This is a genomic window from Shewanella sp. AC34-MNA-CIBAN-0136, assembly GCF_040309945.1.
Taxonomy (GTDB): Bacteria; Pseudomonadota; Gammaproteobacteria; order Enterobacterales; family Shewanellaceae; genus Shewanella.
In genome coordinates this window covers 37,983-59,544 of sequence record NZ_JBEOPJ010000002.1, presented here as the reverse complement: position 1 = coordinate 59,544, position 21,562 = coordinate 37,983, and the positions used below count along the sequence as shown (strand labels likewise).

18 protein-coding genes are annotated in these 21,562 nt (G+C 41.9%); 11 read left to right on the top strand and 7 right to left on the bottom strand.

The window, feature by feature from the left end:
- Positions 1-114 precede the first annotated feature (114 nt).
- The 4 genes from AAEY94_RS01985 (at position 115) to AAEY94_RS01970 (ending at position 7,063) form a co-directional block, all read left to right on the top strand.
- Positions 115-1,905, top strand: coding sequence for an assimilatory sulfite reductase (NADPH) flavoprotein subunit (locus AAEY94_RS01985; protein WP_182744235.1), 1,791 nt, complete (start codon positions 115-117; stop codon positions 1,903-1,905).
- A 79-nt stretch (positions 1,906-1,984) separates the two neighbouring features.
- Positions 1,985-3,676 (top strand): assimilatory sulfite reductase (NADPH) hemoprotein subunit, encoded by a 1,692-nt coding sequence (gene cysI / locus AAEY94_RS01980; protein ID WP_101086075.1) that lies wholly within the window; start codon positions 1,985-1,987, stop codon positions 3,674-3,676.
- Entirely contained in the window at positions 3,669-4,460 is a 792-nt protein-coding gene (locus AAEY94_RS01975) for a phosphoadenylyl-sulfate reductase (protein WP_182744236.1), read from the top strand. Before cysI ends, AAEY94_RS01975 begins: the two co-directional genes overlap by 8 nt.
- An 878-nt stretch (positions 4,461-5,338) precedes the next feature.
- The gene (locus AAEY94_RS01970; RefSeq protein WP_350976884.1) at positions 5,339-7,063 is read left to right on the top strand and encodes a hypothetical protein; all 1,725 of its coding nucleotides are present in this window, start codon (positions 5,339-5,341) and stop codon (positions 7,061-7,063) included.
- 152 nt (positions 7,064-7,215) lie between these two features.
- Here AAEY94_RS01970 and AAEY94_RS01965 read toward each other — a convergent pair whose 3' ends face one another.
- Positions 7,216-8,106, bottom strand: coding sequence for a phospholipase A (locus tag AAEY94_RS01965; RefSeq protein WP_242445105.1), 891 nt, complete (start codon positions 8,104-8,106; stop codon positions 7,216-7,218).
- 284 nt (positions 8,107-8,390) lie between these two features.
- Here AAEY94_RS01965 and cobA point away from each other — a divergent pair, with 284 nt between their 5' ends.
- The 7 genes from cobA (at position 8,391) to AAEY94_RS01930 (ending at position 15,872) form a co-directional block, all read left to right on the top strand.
- Positions 8,391-9,224, top strand: coding sequence for a uroporphyrinogen-III C-methyltransferase (cobA, locus tag AAEY94_RS01960; RefSeq protein WP_162022331.1), 834 nt, complete (start codon positions 8,391-8,393; stop codon positions 9,222-9,224).
- Between the two features lie 52 nt (positions 9,225-9,276).
- Positions 9,277-10,185, top strand: a complete 909-nt coding sequence (gene cysD / locus AAEY94_RS01955; protein WP_101086070.1) for a sulfate adenylyltransferase subunit CysD — start codon at positions 9,277-9,279, stop codon at positions 10,183-10,185.
- A 60-nt stretch (positions 10,186-10,245) separates the two neighbouring features.
- Positions 10,246-11,688 (top strand): sulfate adenylyltransferase subunit CysN, encoded by a 1,443-nt coding sequence (gene cysN, locus AAEY94_RS01950; protein WP_101086069.1) that lies wholly within the window; start codon positions 10,246-10,248, stop codon positions 11,686-11,688.
- Positions 11,689-11,691: 3 nt separating this feature from the next.
- A complete protein-coding gene (locus AAEY94_RS01945; protein WP_182744240.1) occupies positions 11,692-13,416 on the top strand; it encodes an SLC13 family permease in 1,725 nt (574 codons plus the stop codon).
- A gap of 45 nt (positions 13,417-13,461) precedes the next feature.
- Entirely contained in the window at positions 13,462-14,085 is a 624-nt protein-coding gene (gene cysC, locus AAEY94_RS01940) for an adenylyl-sulfate kinase (RefSeq protein WP_101086067.1), read from the top strand.
- A gap of 258 nt (positions 14,086-14,343) precedes the next feature.
- Positions 14,344-15,267 carry a hypothetical protein gene (locus tag AAEY94_RS01935; protein WP_350976878.1) on the top strand — a complete coding sequence of 308 codons (924 nt, stop codon included), beginning with the start codon at positions 14,344-14,346 and terminating at the stop codon, positions 15,265-15,267.
- A complete protein-coding gene (locus AAEY94_RS01930) occupies positions 15,264-15,872 on the top strand; it encodes a DUF1240 domain-containing protein (protein ID WP_101086065.1) in 609 nt (202 codons plus the stop codon). The genes AAEY94_RS01935 and AAEY94_RS01930 overlap by 4 nt, the downstream gene beginning before the upstream one ends.
- A 109-nt stretch (positions 15,873-15,981) precedes the next feature.
- On the opposite strand, the gene AAEY94_RS01925 is transcribed toward AAEY94_RS01930, so the two are convergent.
- The 6 genes from AAEY94_RS01925 to yjjX all read right to left on the bottom strand — a co-directional run bounded on the left by AAEY94_RS01925 (position 15,982) and on the right by yjjX (position 21,384).
- Entirely contained in the window at positions 15,982-17,148 is a 1,167-nt protein-coding gene (locus AAEY94_RS01925; RefSeq protein WP_350976875.1) for a membrane dipeptidase, read from the bottom strand.
- Positions 17,149-17,175: 27 nt separating this feature from the next.
- On the bottom strand, positions 17,176-17,631 hold the full coding sequence (locus tag AAEY94_RS01920; RefSeq protein WP_182744243.1) for a SufE family protein: 456 nt from the start codon (positions 17,629-17,631) through the stop codon (positions 17,176-17,178).
- Between the two features lie 65 nt (positions 17,632-17,696).
- Positions 17,697-19,001, bottom strand: a complete 1,305-nt coding sequence (locus tag AAEY94_RS01915) for a cysteine desulfurase (RefSeq protein WP_350976871.1) — start codon at positions 18,999-19,001, stop codon at positions 17,697-17,699.
- Positions 19,002-19,113: 112 nt separating this feature from the next.
- Positions 19,114-20,154 carry an NADP(H)-dependent aldo-keto reductase gene (locus AAEY94_RS01910; protein ID WP_350976869.1) on the bottom strand — a complete coding sequence of 347 codons (1,041 nt, stop codon included), beginning with the start codon at positions 20,152-20,154 and terminating at the stop codon, positions 19,114-19,116.
- 143 nt (positions 20,155-20,297) lie between these two features.
- Positions 20,298-20,819, bottom strand: coding sequence for a GNAT family N-acetyltransferase (locus AAEY94_RS01905; RefSeq protein WP_192115493.1), 522 nt, complete (start codon positions 20,817-20,819; stop codon positions 20,298-20,300).
- A complete protein-coding gene (gene yjjX, locus AAEY94_RS01900; protein WP_350977247.1) occupies positions 20,812-21,384 on the bottom strand; it encodes an inosine/xanthosine triphosphatase in 573 nt (190 codons plus the stop codon). Before yjjX ends, AAEY94_RS01905 begins: the two co-directional genes overlap by 8 nt.
- Between the last annotated feature and the right edge of the window lie 178 nt (positions 21,385-21,562).

Below are 21,562 nucleotides of genomic sequence, written 5' to 3'. Positions count from 1 at the left end.
TAAAAAAACATCTTTGCATATTCCTAAATGGAATAAAAAATCATCTTTTATTCTTTTTTGGTTTTTGTCCGTAGGAGTAAGCTAGTCCACATTACACTGTTATAAGGCCGTCTTATGTTGTTAAAAGAACTTTCAGCTTTAGCATCACCATTGTCTCAAGGACAAGTCGATAAGTTAAAGCAACTCACATCAGAATTATCTTCAGTTCAACTTGCATGGGTCAGTGGTTATCTCGCTGCGAGTGCTAACCAAGGTCAAAGCGGTGTCGAGACGACAGCAGAGACAAGTGCCGCACCAACAGTTACGATTTTATACGGTAGCCAAACGGGCAATGGCCGTGGCGTAGCCAAAGAGCTAGCCGCTAAAGCGCAGGCACAAGGTTACGCAGTAAATTTAGCTTCTATGGGCGAATATAATGTCCGCCAGCTAAAACAAGAAACCATATTGTTATTGCTTGTTAGTACTCATGGTGAAGGCGAAGCGCCTGATGATGCGATTGAACTACACAAGTTTTTAGCCTCAAAGCGTGCACCTAAATTAGATAAGCTACATTATTCTGTGCTAGCACTAGGTGATTCAAGTTATGAGTTCTTCTGCCAAACAGGTAAAGACTTTGATGCGCGTTTAAGTGCATTAGGGGCAACATCATTATTACCGTTGGTAGAATGTGATGTTGACTATGAAGATATTTCACAACAATGGCAGGACAGTGTTGTAGAGGCTGTTAAGCCGTACATTCAAGCCTCAAGCGCCAGTGTGGTCTCTATTGGTACGGCATCTGTTGCGGGTGAAAGCGAATATACCAAGCAAAACCCTTATACAGCAGAAGTACTGGTAAGCCAAAAAATTACTGGTCGAGGTTCTGATCGTGACGTCCGCCATGTTGAAATTGATTTAGGCGAGTCAGGATTAACTTATCAGGTCGGTGATGCGTTAGGTGTGTGGTTTAGTAATAATGAAGTGCTTGTTGATGAAGTTATCGCCGCGCTCGGTTTAGCTGCAGACGACAACGTCACCGTGTCGAAACAGTCACTATCATTAAAAGCGGCGTTAACTGACAAGAAAGAATTAACTCAGTTATACCCAGGCCTAGTGAAAACATGGGCTGAGTTAAGTGGAAGTGCTGAACTTGCAGCCATTTGTGAAGACAAAGAACAAACCAGACAGTTTATTCTTAAGCATCAGTTAGCTGATTTAGTCGCAGCATATCCAGCCAAGGTTAGCGCGGTGCAATTGGTTGATATGTTACGTCCATTGACGCCACGCTTATATTCAATAGCCTCTAGCCAGGCCGAAGTGGAAGCTGAAGTACACTTGACGGTGGCGTTAGTTGAAGATGAACGTCAAGGCCAAGCACGTTTTGGTGGGGCATCGCATTTCTTAGCCTCGGCTGAAGAAGGCCAACAAGTTAATGTGTATGTTGAGTCTAATAACCATTTCCGTTTACCCGAAAATCCAAACACACCGGTCATTATGGTGGGTCCTGGTACAGGTGTTGCGCCTTTCCGCGCCTTTATGCAGGAACGTGTTGTTGACGGAGTGTCAGGTGACAGCTGGTTATTCTTTGGTAACCCGCATTTTGAACAAGATTTCTTATACCAAGTTGAGTGGCAGCAATATCTTAAAAATGGCGATTTATCGCGTTTAGATGTAGCTTTCTCGCGCGATCAAGCTCATAAAGTGTATGTTCAGCATCGCATTGCAGAGCAAGCCGAAGCGTTGTGGCAGTGGCTACAAAATGGCGCACATGTGTATATTTGTGGTGATGCAGAACGCATGGCAAAAGATGTACACCAAGCATTAGTGAATATTGCGGTTGAACAAGGTGGCTTAAGCGCTGATGACGCAGAAGCTTACTTTGAAACACTACGTAGTGAAAAACGCTACCAAAAAGACGTGTACTAAATTCGACCTCGGTTGTTAGGCCAAATCTAGCAACCCAATCGCACTAATGAATTGAACAGAATTAAGAGAGGCCCAGGCCATGAGTGAGCAAAAGTTAGCGTTAAACGAATACTTAAAAATCGACAGTGATTATTTACGCGGCGATATCAAAGAGGGTTTAGATACCCAAGTGACAGGATCGTTTAGCGATGGCGATCAGCAGTTGATCAAGTTCCACGGTTTTTATCAGCAAGACGATCGTGATTTACGTAATGAACGTAAAGAGCAAAAGCTAGAGCCACTGCATAGCTTTATGCTACGTGCCCGTGTACCTGGTGGTATTTGTACTCCTGAGCAGTGGTTAGAAGTGGATAAAATTTCATCTACGCTGACCACCTCAAACAGCATTCGTTTAACCACGCGTCAAACGTTTCAGTACCACGGCATTCCTAAGCGTAATCTAAAAACCTTGATCCAAGGTCTTGATCGCGCCGCCCTTGATTCTATTGCCGCTTGTGGTGACGTAAACCGTAACGTGATGTGTAATCCAAACCCGGTTGAATCTAAGTTACATGCGCAGGCTTATGCGGTTGCAAAGCATTTATCTGATCATCTATTACCACACACTCGCGCTTATGCTGAGATTTGGTTAGATGAAGAAAAATTATTAGGCACCGAAACGGTTGAACCGGTTTACGGCAAAACCTATTTGCCACGTAAATTTAAAATGGCTGTTGCGGTTCCGCCACATAACGATGTAGACGTGTATACCAACGACCTTGGTTTTATTGCGGTAGCAGAAGCTGGCGAGTTAATTGGCTTTAACCTGGTTGCTGGTGGCGGTATGGGTTCTACCCACGGTGAAGTAGAAACTTTCCCACGTTTAGCTGACGACTTGGGCTTTATTAAAACGGATGACGTCACCAAGTTTGCCGAAGCGGTAATGACGGTTCAACGTGACTGGGGTAATCGTGTTGTGCGTAAACGTGCGCGTTTAAAGTACACCATTGTTGACCATGGTCTTGATGCATTTAAAGCCGAAGTTGAAAAACGTGCTGGGGTTAAATTTGCACCTAAGCGTGAGGTGATCATTGGCGATCGCGGCGACCGTTATGGTTGGGTTGAAGGTATCGACAATAAGTTCCACTTAACGCTATTTATTGAAAGTGGCCGTATTAAAGATATGCCAGGTCAAACCTTGCAAACTGGTCTACGTGAAATTGCCAAAATCCATAAAGGCGATTTCCGTATGACATCTAATCAGAACATGATTATTGCCGGTGTTGCTGCACAAGATAAAGCTGAGATCGAAGGTTTAGCGCGTAAGCACGGCTTATTAGGCCAAGTGCTAAGCGGTACTCGCGGTCATTCAATTGCCTGTGTGGCATTACCAACGTGCCCATTAGCGATGGCTGAAGCTGAGCGTTACTTCCCTGAGTTTATTGATCACATCGATGCATTACAGGCTAAACACGGCATTAGCGAGCAATCAATTGTAGTGCGTATGACCGGTTGTCCAAACGGTTGTGCTCGTCCATTTGCAGCTGAAATTGGTTTAGTGGGTAAAGCACCTGGGCGTTATAACTTGTATTTAGGCGCCAGCTTTGAAGGCACGCGTTTAAATAAAATGCATAAAGAAAATATTCAAGAAGCTGAAATTTTAGCTGAATTGGATACCTTATTTGGTCGCTACGCCACAGAGCGCGATGCGGGCGAAACCTTTGGTAACTTCACTGTACGCATTGGCGTAGTGAAGGCGGTTATAGACGCCGCTAAGGATTTTCATGCCTAATGAAGTGGTAACGACTGCGTCAACTGACGCGGCCGTCGATCATTCAGTTACTCCGGCTCAGCTGCAGGCGTTATTATTAGCGCCTAAAGCAGAGCAAATCGCTGCGCTTGAAAACATTAACCTGTTTTTAGCAGGCTTAACGGCGCAACAACGAGTGGCTTGGGGTCTAGCATATTTACCGGGCGATCATGCGTTATCGTCTAGCTTTGGTATTCAAGGCGCGGTGATGTTGCACATGGTGACTCAAGCGCAAAGTGATATTCCGGTGATTTTAACCGACACTGGCTATTTGTTTGCGGAAACCTATCAATTTATTGATCAGTTAACCGAGCGCTTAAACCTCAATCTTAAAGTGTACCAAGCGGGTCAAACCCAAGCGTGGCAAGAAGCCCGTTTTGGTAAGCTGTGGGAGCAGGGGATTGACGGCTTAGAAAAGTATAACCGCATCAATAAAGTTGAGCCTATGCAACGTGCATTAGCTGAATTAAATGTCGGTACCTGGTTCGCAGGCTTGCGTCGTAGCCAGTCTAGTACCCGTGAAGCATTGCCGATTTTAGCGATTAGCGGCAAACGTTTTAAGTTGTTACCCATCATTGAGTGGAGCAACAAAGACGTGCACATGTACTTAACGGAACATGACTTGCCCTATCACCCATTATGGGAACAAGGTTATGTGTCGGTAGGTGATACTCACTCAAGCAAACCACTTGAGTTAGGTATGTCTGAAGAAGAAACCCGTTTTAATGGCTTACAACGAGAATGTGGTTTGCACTTCGATATCTAGTTGTGAAGTGGTGTTAGATCATGTACTCCATTCATCCGCAATTTATTGCGGATGAATGCATTTTAAGGCTTTCATTATCTACCGTATCAGCCTCTATTTTGTCTTAAATTCGACGTTGTTCTTTTTCATTAATTTGTTTTATTCTTGTCATTCATAAGTTTGAATTATGAGATAAACTGCTTTTATCTCATCGGTTTGTAATATCATGCAGCCAAATTATCACTAAGCCTGTTTGTTAGCATGTTGTCAGACATTGCAACGTTATAATTAACAAGGGCAGGTTGAGGTTGGTTTGTCCTCCTAAATAATTAGTTGTGCATTGAATTGAGCTACTGGTTTTATGTGTAAATTGAAAATAATTAAATTTTATTTAAATTTTCATGCATCAGTGCCGATAATAGTCTAGATTTAGAAGTTCCCGTAGACGGTTTTTGTTGACGTTTTGGGATTGTTTTTGCAATCCACGTACCTTCAAAAGCTTCGCTCGCATCCTCGAGCACATTGATTGACTTGTTAGCGTATAAGCAATCTGTTTGATTGTTCCCGATAACTCAGCGGTTTGAGTTATCGGGAGATCAGATGTTTGAATTATTTCCAGCTTAATGCTTTTTGATTTTCACTTTATTCTCGTCAAATTCCCTCTCAAAACTCGTTAGATAATAAGCTGTCTTTTTGGCGTATTGGTTTTTTACAAGTGCAGTTTTCAGGATAAATATCCCCCAAAAGGTAACATCTAATGCGCTTATTAACATTTAATGCTAAATTAATCCGCAGTTTATCGGTGTAATCGATAATGCTTATCCCAAAAAGATGATAAATGTTTAAACGCTAACTCATTTCAAGGAAGAGTTAACAATAATATAAATTGGAGTTTATAGATGAATAAGATGGCAATTGCTGCTGTGGTATTAGCTGTTGGTGCTGGTGGATATTTTCTGTCGCAACAAGGGACGTCAGTCGTTAAAAATGATCCTATGTTGGACTATATTCCAGCTGATACATTAGCGTTTTCTGGGCAGTTAGTTCCATTTCCGTTAAAAGATTATCTGTATAGCATTGCAGGTAATTATCAAGCTTATGATCTGGATAAAATGCTGTCGCTAGATGATAGTTCATCAGCTCAAGAGCGCTTTTTTATCAGTTTATACAAGCAATACATGACCGTGTTGCCTGAGCCTGAAACCTTACTATCCACCTACGGCTTACCTGATTCAATCAAGAGTTATTTTTATACCTTGGGTGCATTGCCGGTCATGAAAGTTGAGATCAGCAATCCTGCAGCATTTTGGGCGGAATTAGATCGCGCCGAGCAGGAAAGTGGCTTAACTCATACTATGGGCAAATCTGGATCTGTTGAATATCGCGGTTATACATTGACTGATGTTGATGAGAAAGAACACGCTGAGATCGTATTTTCTGTTAAAGATGGCTGGTTAACTGTGACCTTGAATACGTCATTTAATCAACCTGAATTGCTTGAAACCGCCTTGGGTGAAAAGAAAGTTGAGCATCCAATTAGCGAAACCACCCTGTTGCAAGACATCGCTAATACTCATGGTTTTATGCAAGACAGTATTAGCTTTATTAATCATGTTGAATTGGTTAAAGGGTTAACGTCGACTGACGGTAATATGCTGGCCAAGCAAATGACCAAAATGATTGAGATTCAGGGTGAAGATCCTTTTGCTGAAATGAAAACACCCGTGTGTCAAACTGAATTAAGTGCCATTGCTGCTAACTGGCCGCGCAGTGTAATGGGGTTAAATTCATACTCTATCACTCGTGAAGAAAGTACCATTGATGCTGCTGTTGTGCTTGAAAGTAACAACCAGGTGATTTTGTCTGCATTGAATAAAATGCGTGGCTTTGTGCCATCATTTGCCAGTAATGGTCATGATAATATTTTATCACTTTCACTCGGTATTGATGTTAATCAACTCGCACCAGCATTGAACGAAGTGTGGAAAGATTTACAAACACCGCAATATCAATGTGCTGCATTGGCTCAAATGCAATCAGAATTAAGCGAGTTAAATCCAGCAATGCTTGGCATGATGACGGGGATGGCTAATGGCGCTAAAGGCATTAGCGTGACACTAGCGGATTACAAGTTAACAGAGAAGAATGGCCAAGCTAGTTTCGAAAAACTAGATGCATTAATAAGCGTGTCGGCTGAAAAACCGATGATGTTAGTGGATATGATGAAGCCGTTTTATCCACCGCTTGCAGAAGTAGACTTGAAAGATAATGGCGATCCAGTCGATATAACTCCAATGTTAATGTTGCCACCTGAATTTGGGGTTAGTGCAAAATTAGCCATCAAAGGTAGTCATTTAGTTGCTTATACTGGTGACAGGGGTACTGAGTTAGCTGATTTGATGTATAAGCAACCACTTGAATCTAATGGTTTCTTTGACTTGTCTGTCGATTACCAAAAAATGTTTGCTCCATTAGTCGATATGGCAGAAATGAGTGGCGAACCAATGCCAGAAGAATTGCTGATGTTAAAAGACTACGACATGCGTTTACAGATGTCGGTAGACTTTACAGATAAGGGCTTAGTAATTGGTTCTAAAGTAAATTCTAAAGCGAGTGCTAAATAATTTCATTAACGTTACTGTGCTAATACGACATTAATGAAACTAAAAAGGTGACCAAATGGTCACCTTTTTTATGTCTTGTACATTCTATTGTTGCGTTAATCGATTACAGCTAATTGTCGATGTTAATGAATTAAAGACATTAATTATCTAGCTTACAGAATGTCATTTAACGCAATACCAATACCAATACGCTGATTATGATGGTCATAATCAATTAAGCTTTCACCGTAACCATTAAAATATTGAGTATAAACACGTAAAGTACCAATAATCGGGTAGCTCCAGGTAAATTCAACTGCACCGCGATTGGTATCGCGTAAGTTGTTACGCAGTAGCATGGTAAAGCGATGCTCATTTAAACCGTACACTCCAGTCAGTTCGAAGTTACCCATGTAACTGTCGATATCTGGATTGTCATCGCCTTTAGCTGAATTAATATCTTCTTTTTCATCTTCAGGGATACGCCACCACACTCTAAGTCCGAGTGCGAAAGGGCCACGGTCGAATACTGCACTGCCGTATATTCGGTTCCAACTGCGTGATAATTGGTTGGTTTGACCATTAGACTGATGCACAGCACCAAACCCTAAGAATGAGTTGGTAAAACCACCAATTTTCCAATCATTATTGAATAACATAAACACTTCAGGTTCATGTGTGGTTTCACGAAACGGAGATGAAGCTTCTTCGTTGTAGACTTGCCAATACGATTGGTTGGTGTAGGCAAAGAACAAATGGCCATTATCACCAAAAACATTGTACCAAACTGGAAACTTAAAACTGATTTGGAATTTTGCTTCTAGATTATCGATTGCGAAATCTTCGTCTGGGTATTTAACTTCAAAGGGTAATGCGTTGGTTCTGGTTTGATAGGTTACTGGAAGCAGATAATTAGCTTTGTGTGGCGTGATCACAAACGGCTTTTCAGATGTTGCGAGTTCTCCTTTTACACGTTCATCGACTAAGGAGTCTTCTGCAAGGGCGAGGGTACTATAGCCAAGTAATAATAACGAGAGTCCAAGATATTGAGTGCTTTTTATCATTGCATCATCCATAAGCATAATTATAGGTTTAATTTTAGTGTAATTCTTAGTTTCAGTATTTTTCAGTGCTCATTGTTATCAATTGGCAGAGCTTTGTCGAATTAAGTTAACAATTCTTTTCATTTCAACGGCGGATTCTATACGTATTAGCATGTCAAAGAGATTAAATTGCGAACAAACCGCCTCATATTCTATTTAGTTATAAAAACTAACTATTAACTATTGTATATGGAATATAGAAAACGCTATATTTGAACATGGTCAAATATCTTGAGGTAAATGTGATGGAGTTAGTCTCTATGCCAGGGCAAAAAGCCAAAGGCAAAGTGTGGTTAGTCGGCGCCGGTCCAGGCGACGTTGAGCTGCTAACACTAAAAGCCTATCGCATTCTTAAGCATGCTGATGCGGTGTTATATGACGCATTAGTCAGCCAAGATATTTTAGATTTGATCCCCAGCAACGCTGAAAAAATTGCTGTGGGTAAGCGCGCAGGTAAACACAGCGCTGCTCAAGATGAAATTAATCAGCTATTAGTGACTAAAGCATTTACCCGTAAAAATGTGGTGCGTTTAAAAGGCGGCGATCCGTTTATTTTTGGTCGTGGTGGTGAAGAGTTACAAACCTTAGTTGCAGCCGGTATTGCTTTTGAAGTAGTGCCTGGAATTACCGCTGCCAGTGGCACTTCCGCTTATGCAGGTATTCCGTTAACGCATCGTGATTATGCTCAAGGTGTCACGTTTATTACTGGTCATTGCCAGTTAGCTAGTCGCCCTATGGATTGGCAGGGTTATGCTAATTCCAACAATACTTTAGTGGTGTATATGGGCATATTAAATGCCAATATTATTAGTGATGGTTTAATCAACGCCGGCCGAAGTGCTGATACGCCAGTGGCCATTGTGTCTAACGCGACTACCTCATCACAACAGCGGTTTATGGGTAAGTTAGGTGAGCTGGCTCAATTAGCCGCAGATCCTGCTTTACAGATGCCTGCGCTGATGATTATTGGTGAGGTTGTTGAATTAGCTGACAGCTTAAATTGGTTTGATCCCGTCACTGCGCAACAAAAAACTGCGCAACAAAAAACAGATTTAGACACAGTCGCGAAAGCGCTGTAGTCGAATAATTTAACCCGCTGCTCTGCAGCAAATTAGGTAATGGAGAATCATCATGGCAGGCCGTTCGTTAAGCCATTTACAACAACTGGAAGCCGAAAGCATCCAGATTATCCGTGAAGTAGCAGCTGAGTTTGGTAATCCTGTCATGATGTATTCGATAGGTAAAGATTCATCGGTGATGCTGCATCTAGCGCGCAAAGCTTTTTACCCGGGTAAGATTCCATTTCCGTTATTACATGTCGATACGGGTTGGAAATTTAAAGAGATGATAGCCTTTCGTGATGCGCAAGCTAAAGCGTTTGGTTTTGAGTTACTGACTCATACCAATCAGGAAGGTGTTGAACAAGGTGTTGGCCCATTCACTCATGGCAGTGCCAAGCACACTGACATTATGAAAACACAAAGTTTAAAGCAAGCCTTAAATCAATATGGTTTTGATGCTGCTTTTGGTGGTGCGCGACGTGACGAAGAAAAGTCTCGTGCCAAAGAACGGGTATATTCGTTCCGTGATAAACACCACCGTTGGGATCCTAAAAACCAACGTCCAGAGTTGTGGCGCACTTATAATGGCGCGGTCAATAAAGGCGAGAGCATTCGAGTGTTCCCTTTATCTAACTGGACTGAGCTCGATATTTGGCAGTACATCTATCAAGAAAGTATTGAGATTGTGCCGTTATATTTTGCTGCACAACGCACCGTAGTAAACAAAGGTGGTCAGCTAATCATGAAAGATGATGACCGTATGCCTATTGAAGAAGGTGATGTTGAATCGGTTGAACGGGTTCGTTTCAGAACCTTAGGTTGTTATCCGCTAACTGCGGCGATGCCTTCAGAAGCTGACACCTTAGAAAAAATTATTGAAGAGATGCTATTAACTCGTTCAAGTGAACGTCAAGGTCGCTTAATTGATTCTGACCAAAGTGCGTCAATGGAGCAGAAAAAGCGTCAAGGCTATTTCTAAACAATTGAACATGGTTGTTTTATCAACCCAGCATGCGAATGAATTTGAGTGAGAAAGATTATGGACCAAGCAAAAATCAATACCGACCGTATGGCAGCAGAGATCCAGCTGCACGGTGTAAAAGAATATTTAGCCTTACAACAAAACAAAGGCTTACTGCGTTTTTTAACTTGTGGCAGTGTTGATGATGGTAAAAGTACCTTAATTGGTCGTTTACTGCATGACAGTGCGCAAATTTATGAAGATCAGTTAGCGAGTCTAAAAAGTGACAGCGCGAAGATGGGCACTACTGGTGAAGCCATTGATCTCGCGTTATTGGTCGATGGTTTACAAGCTGAACGTGAGCAAGGTATTACTATCGACGTGGCGTATCGTTATTTCTCCAGTGAAAAACGTAAGTTCATCATTGCTGATACTCCAGGTCATGAACAATATACTCGTAACATGGCAACGGGCGCATCTACCTGTGACTTAGCGGTTATTTTGGTTGATGCACGTTATGGTGTCCAAACCCAAACTAAACGCCATGCCTTTATCGCATCGTTACTAGGTTTACGTCACTTTGTTGTTGCTGTGAATAAAATGGATTTGGTCGGTTTTGATCAAACTGTATTTGAAAAAATTCAAGCTGACTTCACTGAATTTGTTAAAGATTTTGGTGATTTAGATATTCACTATGTACCGTTATCTGCTTTAAATGGCGACAACGTGGTTAACCGCAGTACGCAGTGTGATTGGTATCAAGGTGGCACATTACTTGAGTTACTTGAAACGATCGATACCCAGCGTGAACTGAGCGATCTACCCGTTCGTTTCCCAGTGCAATACGTATTACGTCCTAACTTAGATTTTCGTGGTTTCTCTGGCACATTAGCGTCAGGTATCATTAAAGTGGGCGATGAATTAGTTGCATTGCCATCAGGCAAACGCAGTAAAATCGAGCGTATTGTGACATTTGATGGTGATTTGCAAGAAGCTGTAGCAGGCCAAGCTATTACGATTACCCTTGAAGATGAGATTGATATTTCACGTGGTGATTTATTGGCTCACCCTATAACTGCACCAGAAGTTGCTAACCATATTGTTGCCGATATGGTGTGGATGGATGAAAAGCCATTACAGATCGGTCAATTATATGATGTGAAAGTCGCGGGTAAGAAAACTCAAGCCGTCGTGAGCGAAATTGAATACATTACTGACGTGAACACGCTTGAGCGCAGTGCAGCAAGCTCATTAAGTTTAAATACCATTGCCCGAGTTAAGTTAGATTTAACTGAATCGATTGTGTTAGACGCTTACAGCTTGGTGCGTGATACTGGCGGCATGATTTTAATCGACAGATTATCTAATGCTACCGTTGCAGCGGCTATGGTTGTCAGTGGACATCAAGGCGATAAGCAAACCAACACTGAGTTTAGTGCATTTGAAGTCGAGTTTAATACGTTAGTGCGTAAGCATTTTCCGCATTGGAATGCTCGTGATATTAGCGTACTTGGAAAATAAATAATGAGCGAAATATGGTTGTTAGCGATTATCTTGTTAGCACTGGTCGGTGGGCTTCTTGCTGGGCTTGCAAAACCGGCCGCCATGTTTTTTTTCGCTTCATTACTTTGTTATATCCTCGGACTAGTTGACTTAAATGTAGCGCTTGGCAGCTTTACTAATAACGGACTAATTACTTTAGTGCTGTTGGTGCTGGCTGCCACAGCACTCGAGAAAACCTCATTACTGGGCAAATTAAGCCAAGTGATAGGGAAAGGCTCGTTATTTTCTACCCTGGCTAAGTTAGGTATATCGACGGCGTTGTTGTCGTCGTTTACCAATAATACAGCTGTTGTAGCATCGTTAATTGGTGTTGTGCGTCGTAATCAAGCGCATGCTCCTTCTAAGTTATTGTTGCCATTAAACTATGCTGCAATCCTCGGTGGCACGCTTACGCTCATTGGTACTTCTACCAATTTGATTGTTAACTCATTTGTTGAAAATGCTGGCCTTGAACCTCTGGGATTTTTTGAGTTCTCACAAGTTGGTGCATTAGTTGTTATAAGTGGTCTAGTGGTGTTGACCATTATGGCTAATTTTTTACCCGATAGGCGTGAAGAGTCCGAAGATGAAGCATTGCCTTATCTATTGGAAGCTCATGTTGCTAAAACCTCTACTTTAGTGGGTAAAAGTGTCATTGATAACCGTTTGCGCGCACTTAAAAAACTCTACTTGGTTGAATTAGAACGCAGCGGTATACGTATTTGCCCTGTGCCACCACAAATGGTGCTGCAAGCCGATGACGTTTTGCGTTTTAGTGGCGCGGTTGAGTCGGTTGAGCTATTGCATCAGTTTGATGGTTTAGAGTGGTTTGGTAAGCAGCATGCTAAAGGCCAAAATTTGGTTGAAGCGGTATTAGCGCCATCATCAAGTTTGGTTGGCACAACCTTAAAAGATTCGCGCTTTCGTGAAGTCTTTGATGCAGCCGTGATGGCTATTCGTCGTGGTCATATACCGTTAAAAGGTGGACTCGGCGATGTGGTTTTACAACCCGGTGATGTGTTACTGCTCACGCCAGGCGATCGTTTTTCTAAGTGCCCTAATTTAACCAGCGACTTTGCTGCCGTTAGCGGCTTAGACTTAAGCGTGCGTTTAGATGAAAAACGCGGTAACTGGGTACTTGTTGGGTTTGCATTAACCATTTTGGCGAGCATTTTTGAGCTATTACCATTAGCCAAAGGCTTAGTTTTATTATTACTCAGCTACGTGGCGATTGGCGCGATAACCTTAAGTGAGCTTAAACGTCGCTTCCCGTTAGAACTGGTGGTGATTGTAGGCAGTGCCTTAGGCTTAGCTAACTTAATGGTCGCAACCGGCTTAGCAGACGTCATGGCGCAAACTTTATTGAGTGTGTTTAATGGTTATGGTGTGTTTGCCGCCTTTGTCGGGATTTACCTGATTACGTTAATTGTCACTGAGCTGATAACCAACAACGCCGCTGCAGCACTTGCCTTCCCGGTCGCTTATGCGGTCGCGACCAGTTTTGGCGTCGATCCTCGGCCGTTTATTATGGCGGTGGTATTTGGCGCAAGCGCGAGTTTTATTTCGCCTTACGGCTATCAAACTAATCTCATGGTATTTAATGCCGGTAACTATAAATTAAGCGATTTTGTCCGCTTAGGTTTACCGTTATCCATCGTATATTCATTAGTGGTTATTTTTTCGATCCCGTATTTCTTCCCGTTTTAACAAAGAATTTTAGTGTGGTGTAACAACCATTCGATAGGAGTAGTGATGAGTAATATTGTTTGGCATCAACATGCCATTGACCAAGCTGCCCGTGGTGCCCAAAAAGGCCAAAACCCAGTATTGTTATGGTTTACGGGATTATCAGGCTCGGGTAAATCAACCCTTGCCGGTGCATTAGAACGGGCGTTATTTGAGCATGGTTTTCATACCTATTTACTTGATGGTGATAACGTTCGACATGGTCTATGTAAAGACTTAGGCTTTAGCCTTGACGATCGCGATGAGAACTTACGTCGTGTTGGCGAAGTGGCTAAGTTAATGGTTGATTCTGGCTTAGTGGTGCTGTCTGCATTTATCTCGCCAACCCGTGAAGAACGTGATCGCGTCCGGGCATTATTCCCACAAGGTCAGTTTGTTGAAGTCCATGTGTCTACACCATTGAGTGTGTGTGAATCGCGAGACCCGAAAGGCTTGTACGCTAAAGCTCGCAAGGGAGAGATCACTAACTTTACCGGTATTTCATCACCTTACGAAGTGCCTGAATCAGCAGAGTTAACCATAGATACCAGCAAAGGTGATCTTGATACTCAGGTACATGGTTTATTAGCTTACTTAAAAGCGATTGATGTGCTTAATCCGCCAAGAGAAATTGCTGGTGCAGGGATTTAAACGGCACTAAATCGACAATTAAATTGAGAATAATAAAAGGGCTGATGTGCTATATAACATCAGCCCTTTTAGTTTTATGGCATCGCAACTATAACCGTTATGAAGTTACTGAGTGATAGACTTTCATTTAGAGACAATTCTCAGCACATTATATGAGGTATATTGTTTAGTTTAACTAGCTATTTGGGGTAGATTAAACTTTACCTAATCTAAGATACAATATCGTTCTAAAGGAGTTAATTATAATAAGGATATTACATGTCTGCTTATGCCAATCGTGCGATCAATGATTATCAAAGAAAGAAAAAGCTTGCTAAAGCACTTTCTGAAAATGAATACCAATTGGTACAAATGAACTCGGCTGAGTTTATCGAGCTTTATATTAGTCATAAACAAAAACAAGGTATGACTAGGGCTGATGCTGTTGAAAATCTGGGTATAGTTATTTCACAGTCCTCGCCTATTGGTAAGCAATTTTGGGATAAACATAATGCTAAAATAAAAACTGGCAGTGGATTGATCCCCTTGATGACAGATATGGTAGTCCTGAGTGCACTGGCTATTGAGATGAAACGAGGTGGGAGTGCCTTTAGTGCTTTTAAGACTGTGACCTATTCAGGTCAACCTTACGTTGTTTTTCAAGGGTATGCTCGTTTGAGGAGAGATTTAACCGGTAGTCGTTATTTAGCTAACAATCCCAAAGTTATTTCATTGGGGATTGGTAAATTGGGTGCTTTAAAATCTATCACTCAGGGGAGTATTCTTACCATACTGATTTCTGGTGCATTTTACTCTTTAGAGCAAATGATGAATGATACCAAAACTTGGCATCATTTTGTTGGCGGAATGGCCGTTGATATTGCAGTTGTCTCTGCTAGTTCATTGATTACGTGGTCATTTATAGTTGGATTTGGTTTAGCTACTACGCTAACAATTGGTTCGATGGTAGTAATTGTAGTTGTCGGTGCAGTTCTTGCTTTCGTGACTAATCTATTTATTGATACTAATTATTGGTCAGATAAAATAAGTCAATCATTGTTATTGGCTGAAAAAAATCTTATTAATGATGGGGATAAGTTTAGCGCTGAGACTAATCGTTTAATCGATGATTATGACAATGACCCAATACGCTTTTTACATAAATTATTTAATATTCCTTATTTTCATGGAAGCCTAAAATGAGTGAGAATTCAGATATTATTCACGATGAATATAGTGATAAAAAGAGGTATAAATTCTTAGCCATATTCTTAATTTTTTTATGTTTCCTGGGTATTTATGGCACTTTTTTAGGATTCATAGAAGAATACGGTATATTAAAACAGGTTCATGAAAAGGCTATTTATATCGGGCATAGAAGCTTTGCTATTGGCGCTTTTTGGGTGGTGCCATTTCTTATCTTATCTTGTTATTTACTGTATCTGAGATTGGTGAATAAACTGACAATTCAAACGCAAATTTGGCTTGTTAAAGCAGCCGGATTTGGATTAGTTGCTTGGATTTTGACTTGTAGTGTTTATGGTTTTTGGCTTGATTCACACCTCAGAATAAATGGTTATACTCATTGTTACTGGTATGATTCTCCAGCTCGAGGCAGTCCAACTATTTGGGTAGAGTCGGAGCGTTTTTGCCAGAAGAGAGCTTCAAACACTCGGATTGAATTATTTAACTATTTTGACCAGCAAGATGCATTAAATCGTAAACCAACAGATAAAGAGTTAAATGCAGAGATAAAAAATATTGTTGAAAATAGTATTTTTTATAAATATCAGAATGATCTGCTTTAGTGCTGTATATAAATGGTAATCTAAATTTGATGTGGTGATTATCATATTTAAAATCAATCACTTAAAAGCCGAGCTTAATGTTCAGCTTTTAAGTAACTTAATATTAGATTTACACTAACACTTGTTTAAGCACTCTTTGCCAGTTTTCACCCATAAAACGATCGCGATCGGTAGATTTGAAACGGGCTTTTTTTAAGGCATCGTCGATGCGGCTCATGCGGTCGATACTGTTGAATTCTGGGATCACTACATGCTTGGGTTCAACGTCAAAACCTAATACATTTTTGTCTTCTAAGGTGTGCCACCATTGGAGATATTCTTTTATCCCTTCGCTATTATTGTTATCTAACGCTAATAGGTTTTCTTGACCACGAAGTGGGAAATCATTGGCGATGGCTACGCAATCAAAGCCGCCCACTTTAGAAATATAAGCAAGTTGCTTTATGTAGTCTTCTATCGTTGGAATTGGCTTGTTGGTGAGCCAAAAACTCATCATGAACACCCCAAATACTCCGCCGTAATCGGCAATGGCACGGATAACTTCATCGGGTGAACAACGGGCATTGTTGACAATAGCGCGCGCAGCACCATGACTTAGCACTATCGGAGACTTGCTGGCTTTTACTGCATCAAGGGCCGTTTGGGCGCTTGAGTGACTCACATCGATAAGAATGTTTTTCCGATTAAGCTCTGTTATGAGCTCACGCCCAGCGGCGGTTAATGGGGTATTTAAACTATTCAAGCCATTATTATCGAATGCACCACCGGCATAGCGATTACCATAATGGTGTGTCAGCTGCAGTACCCGTAAACCCTGTTGATGCAAATTATCTAGTTGTTGCCATTCATTACTTAAACCGTCATTTTCAACACAATCAGCGCCTTGAATTTGAAAAAACACCGCGGTTTGTTGCTGCGTTTTAGCTTTACTAATGTCAGTTCCTGTAAGCCCTTGCAGATACACGTCTGGATTGGCTTTTACTGAATTAGCCGCTTGGGTAATACTGTTGATGCAGGCTTCATAAGTGCGTTTGTAATTTTTAGTGCCATCAGCTTGTTCAATGGTTTCAATCGCCGAGATATCGGCGATAAAAGCGTCGAGTTTTGAGGCTTTAACGTCATTGATGTCGGTCGGTAAAAATGATAAACCATCAATGTATAAACGACGTGGTTTAGCTGCCCATGCAGGAAATGAGCTTAAAGGGCTTAATAATGTGGCTGCTCCAAGGCCTTTTAAGATATGACGGCGAGCTTGGTTACAGACTTTTTGGGTCATTATTATTCCTTAGGGTTGGCAGGTGTTTCAGGTACCAACATCTTGTGTATAGGCAACGATGGCTTGCGCTAACGCAGTTAAACCATTGGTACGAGATGGACTTAATTGGCCGCTTAATCCGAGACGATCAAAATACTGTTTTACATCAAATTGCTGTATTTGCCCGGTGGTTTTACCTTGGCAGGCGACCAGTAACAATCCAATTAAGCCTTTTACAATACGGGCGTCACTATCGGCCAGATAAAAATGCTGGCCATTTAGTGTGTAATGGTACAGCCATGCTTGGCTTTCACAGCCTTTAACTTGTGCGTCTGCCTGTTTAAATTCCGGCGCGAGTGGTGGTAATAATTTCCCCAATAACATTATCTGACGGTATTTATCTTGCCAGTTATTGGCTTGCTCAATGAGGTTAACGGCTTCAACTAATTCATCCGATAAAGGCGAAAATAACTGCGGTGAAGGTGTGGTGCTTGGACTTAACATGGTAATTCAAATAACCTCGGTTGTAGAGAAAAGATACATCAGGAGCCGCGTGTTGTACCTTAATACTATAACAATAACTCTTTTACAGTATTAAGTGCATGAATAAATTGATCAACATCTTGCTTATTAGTATAGATGCCAATAGAAGCACGGCAACAGCCACTTAAATTAAGGCTGGCCATCAATGGCATAGCGCAATGATGACCACAGCGAACAGCCACAGCTTGTTGGTCGAGTAAAATCCCCACATCTTGGTGATGTTCACCTTGCAGATTAAACGCCACCGCACCAATATTATGGCGTTGACCATCAGCGCAGTGCTTATCATCAGATCGGCTATCACCAGGGTGACTATTATTGGCAATACCATACAACTCAATAGCGCCAAGCTGTTGCAGTTGTTGCTGTAAGTAGTGCAGCAATTGTTGTTCATGTGCGAGTATTTGCTCGCGAGGCAATTGTTGTAAAAAACGAATGGCAGCCCCTAGGCCAATGACTTCTGCGATAGCGGGGGTGCCAGCTTCAAGGCGATTTGGTAGCGCACCAAACTCAGTATGCTCAAAACTCACGGTTTTGATCATCTCGCCGCCAGTGAGCATTGGGGTTAATTGATCGAGCTCAGTATATCGGCCATATAAAATTCCCACGCCCGTTGGCCCATACATTTTATGGCCTGAAAACGCATAAAAGTCACAATCAATTTGTTGTACATCAACAGGTAAATGGGCAATGGCCTGAGCGCCATCAACTAAGGTTAACGCGCCCACGGCTTTGGCTTTTGCGACTAGCTCATTGATAGGGTTTAATGTGCCTAGTGCATTTGACACATGGCATAGGGCAACTAGTTTAGGCTTAAGCTTTAATAGTTGATCAAAAGCGGCTATATCCAGTTGCGCATCTATTGTCAGCGGAATCGGTTTGATCACAGCGCCAGTGCGCTTTGCCAGTTCCTGCCAAGGAACAATATTGGCGTGGTGGGCTGCGGTATCGATTAATATCACATCATTCGCTTTAATCTGCGAAGTCAGTCCGTAGGCCACCATATTGATCGACTCTGTGGTGCCATGGGTAAAAATGATTTCGTCTTGACGCGGGGCATGAATAAATTCAGCCACTTGTTGCCGAACGGCTTCATATTGCTGAGTTGCCCGCGCAGACAATTGATGCGCCGCACGGTGCACATTGGCGTTGTTGAGTTGGTAGTACTCGGTCATCGCATCAATCACCGCTTGCGGTTTTTGGCTAGTGGCTGCGGTGTCTAAGTAGCACAAAGGATGATCGCCAATGGTCTGTTTAAGTGCCAGGAATTGATCGCGCAATGCTTGATGATCAAATAAAATGGCAGACGATGATGACGATGCAGACTTCATAAATAAGGGTTTCTGTATTGAAAAGAAAAGGCATCAAGATCTTCAGTGATCTTGATGCCCATTGCAAGGTTTTGTGGCGATAAGCTCAATTTGTCTGGCGGTTATTGTTTTCCTACGGACAAGGGAAACGATATAGCGCTGATAGTTCGTTAATTCTTATCATCAGTTCGTCAGATAAGCTGACCTTGTGGCTGTCGATATTTTGCTTTAGCTGATGCAAGTTCGTGGCGCCTATAATGTTAGCGGCAACAAATTTGCGGCTATTGACAAAGGCTAAGGCCATTTCGGTGGGTGACAAACTAAACTCGCGGGCCAAATCGATATAAGCTTGCGTCGCTTGCAGTGCCATTGGGGTACTGTTGTAGCGGGCAAAGCGTTTAAATACCGTTAAACGTGCGCCTTCAGGCCACTGATTATTTTCGTATTTACCGGTTAAGGCACCAAAGGCTAACGGCGAATAAGCTAATAACGGCACATCTTCACGATAACTGATTTCAGACATGGCGATTTCGTAGCTGCGATTAAGCAAGTTGTAAGGATTTTGCACACTGATAATACGTGGCAAATCGTGCTTTTCGGCTAATTTTAGGTATTTCATAAAGCCCCAAGGGGTTTCATTAGAAATGCCGATATAACGCACTTTACCTTGCTTAATGATTTCCGCTAAGGCTTCAAGCGTGTCTAAAATAGGCGTGTAGTGCTCTTCTTCGTCGTGTTTATACATCATTTCGCCGAAGAAATTAGTATTTCTATCCGGCCAATGCACTTGATACAAATCGATAGTGTCGATTTGTAAGCGTGCTAATGAGTCATCAACGGCTTGATGAATGTTGCGCCAGTCAAGAGCCATATCTTTACGGATGTAATCACCTTTACCACCAGGCGCAGCAACTTTAGTGGCAATCACTAAATTGTCGCGATTACCTTGTGCTTTAAGGTAGTTACCAATAATGCGTTCGGTTTCGCCCTGGGTTTCGGCTTTAGGTGGTACAGGATACATTTCAGCGGTATCGATAAAGTTAACGCCTTGACCAATAGCATAATCGAGTTGAGCAAAAGCTTCTGCTTGAGTATTTTGTTCTCCCCAAGTCATGGTGCCGAGGCAGATTTTACTCACCTCAAGGTTAGAATGCGCGATACGTTGATATTCCATGATCATCCTCCTATGGAATGTGCTTAATCTGAGGCTACCAAGCTTTTGGGTGATTGCAAAGCGCTATAATAAAGTCGTAGTAAAACTGTTTAAAAAACAATCTAATACCGCTGGTATCTGATAATAATGGAGTGTTTTACACGTTATAAGCTCATTATCATCGCAATTTCACAGGCATCATGGCCGGTTTCGCCTAAATGCTGGCAGTGGCTAAAGCCCAGTTTTTCATAGAGTGCTAGTGCTTCAACTAGCACTGCCGTGGTTTCTAAATACATCGATTGATAGCCTTGTTGTTTGGCGAACTCAATACACTGACGGGTTAATGGCTTTGCCATACCTTGACCACGTATAGCGCGAGAAAAGTACATTTTTTGTAATTCACATACGCCGCCATTTTTTGCTAATGGCGCAATACCTGCGCCGCCAACCACTTTGCCTTGATATTCAATCACCCAGTATTGTGAACCTTCAGCTTGATACACCTCACTTAAACAGTCGAGGGTTTTATCGGCCACGCTAAAACCTTTATCTGGGGTTAACCCATATTCTGCAGACACTTCACGGATCACCGCGGCCAATGCAGCATCGTCATGGGGTTGTAACATTCTAATCAAGGGCGCTTGCAAGTCGTCCTTGGTTGTATTTGCTTGCTGATTTTCAGTCATTAAATAATTCCGCATTGATAAAGGGAGCCATTGCCAGCACTAATGCTTGGGTATAAATGCTTTCGCGGGTGGCTAAACCTCGAGTTAGCAAGCCAATCGCGCCACCTTTTTGTTTAATATTATGAGTGTTAAATACTCGGTCCATTACTTTGCCAAGTTCTTCACCTGCTTGTAAAGCGTTAAAAATTGATAGTGGCAACGGCAAATTAGCGCTTCGACCAACAGATAATGTGTCGTTATGGATAATGGCCATGTAAGCAAAGGTGGCAGGGCTGTGATCAAACTGATCTACTCCGCCTTCCATTGCCACATAAAAGTCAGCATGTTGATCGACTATTTTTGCATTGGCTTGGCAAAATTGAGCACGGTTGATGGCACCCAATTTAGTTTCTGCTTCGGTCATTGGTTGGTCTGCGACCAGTGATGGCGCATGCATGCCAGTGCAATCAATATGAACATCAGGGAAATATTGTCCAATAGCTTGTTTTGCTGCATTGATTTTAACTGGGTTGGTTGAACCAACAATGATAGTTAGCGTTTGTGGTATCGCAGGAGAAGTCGGCATAGGGTTATGTTCTTTTTTGTTTGAGTTAACCATGATGATCACAGTGGTGAAGTTAACCACATTGTATGGGATTTTAACCATTTTGGGTTTGATGACGAAGTTACTTTTATTACCGTTAATTGTAACTTGTTGTAAATATTACTTTTGTTTAGTTGGTATGAAACCTGCTAAATAACTG

What these genes read in the sequence shown, in the direction of transcription:
- AAEY94_RS01985 (WP_182744235.1), top strand. Translation starts at nt 115, where the DNA reads ATGTTGTTAAAAGAACTTTCAGCTTTAGCATCACCATTGTCTCAAGGA.
- cysI (WP_101086075.1), top strand. Translation starts at nt 1,985, where the DNA reads ATGAGTGAGCAAAAGTTAGCGTTAAACGAATACTTAAAAATCGACAGT.
- AAEY94_RS01975 (WP_182744236.1), top strand. Translation starts at nt 3,669, where the DNA reads ATGCCTAATGAAGTGGTAACGACTGCGTCAACTGACGCGGCCGTCGAT.
- AAEY94_RS01970 (WP_350976884.1), top strand. Translation starts at nt 5,339, where the DNA reads ATGAATAAGATGGCAATTGCTGCTGTGGTATTAGCTGTTGGTGCTGGT.
- AAEY94_RS01965 (WP_242445105.1), bottom strand. Translation starts at nt 8,106, where the DNA reads ATGATAAAAAGCACTCAATATCTTGGACTCTCGTTATTATTACTTGGC.
- cobA (WP_162022331.1), top strand. Translation starts at nt 8,391, where the DNA reads ATGGAGTTAGTCTCTATGCCAGGGCAAAAAGCCAAAGGCAAAGTGTGG.
- cysD (WP_101086070.1), top strand. Translation starts at nt 9,277, where the DNA reads ATGGCAGGCCGTTCGTTAAGCCATTTACAACAACTGGAAGCCGAAAGC.
- cysN (WP_101086069.1), top strand. Translation starts at nt 10,246, where the DNA reads ATGGACCAAGCAAAAATCAATACCGACCGTATGGCAGCAGAGATCCAG.
- AAEY94_RS01945 (WP_182744240.1), top strand. Translation starts at nt 11,692, where the DNA reads ATGAGCGAAATATGGTTGTTAGCGATTATCTTGTTAGCACTGGTCGGT.
- cysC (WP_101086067.1), top strand. Translation starts at nt 13,462, where the DNA reads ATGAGTAATATTGTTTGGCATCAACATGCCATTGACCAAGCTGCCCGT.
- AAEY94_RS01935 (WP_350976878.1), top strand. Translation starts at nt 14,344, where the DNA reads ATGTCTGCTTATGCCAATCGTGCGATCAATGATTATCAAAGAAAGAAA.
- AAEY94_RS01930 (WP_101086065.1), top strand. Translation starts at nt 15,264, where the DNA reads ATGAGTGAGAATTCAGATATTATTCACGATGAATATAGTGATAAAAAG.
- AAEY94_RS01925 (WP_350976875.1), bottom strand. Translation starts at nt 17,148, where the DNA reads ATGACCCAAAAAGTCTGTAACCAAGCTCGCCGTCATATCTTAAAAGGC.
- AAEY94_RS01920 (WP_182744243.1), bottom strand. Translation starts at nt 17,631, where the DNA reads ATGTTAAGTCCAAGCACCACACCTTCACCGCAGTTATTTTCGCCTTTA.
- AAEY94_RS01915 (WP_350976871.1), bottom strand. Translation starts at nt 19,001, where the DNA reads ATGAAGTCTGCATCGTCATCATCGTCTGCCATTTTATTTGATCATCAA.
- AAEY94_RS01910 (WP_350976869.1), bottom strand. Translation starts at nt 20,154, where the DNA reads ATGGAATATCAACGTATCGCGCATTCTAACCTTGAGGTGAGTAAAATC.
- AAEY94_RS01905 (WP_192115493.1), bottom strand. Translation starts at nt 20,819, where the DNA reads ATGACTGAAAATCAGCAAGCAAATACAACCAAGGACGACTTGCAAGCG.
- yjjX (WP_350977247.1), bottom strand. Translation starts at nt 21,384, where the DNA reads ATGCCGACTTCTCCTGCGATACCACAAACGCTAACTATCATTGTTGGT.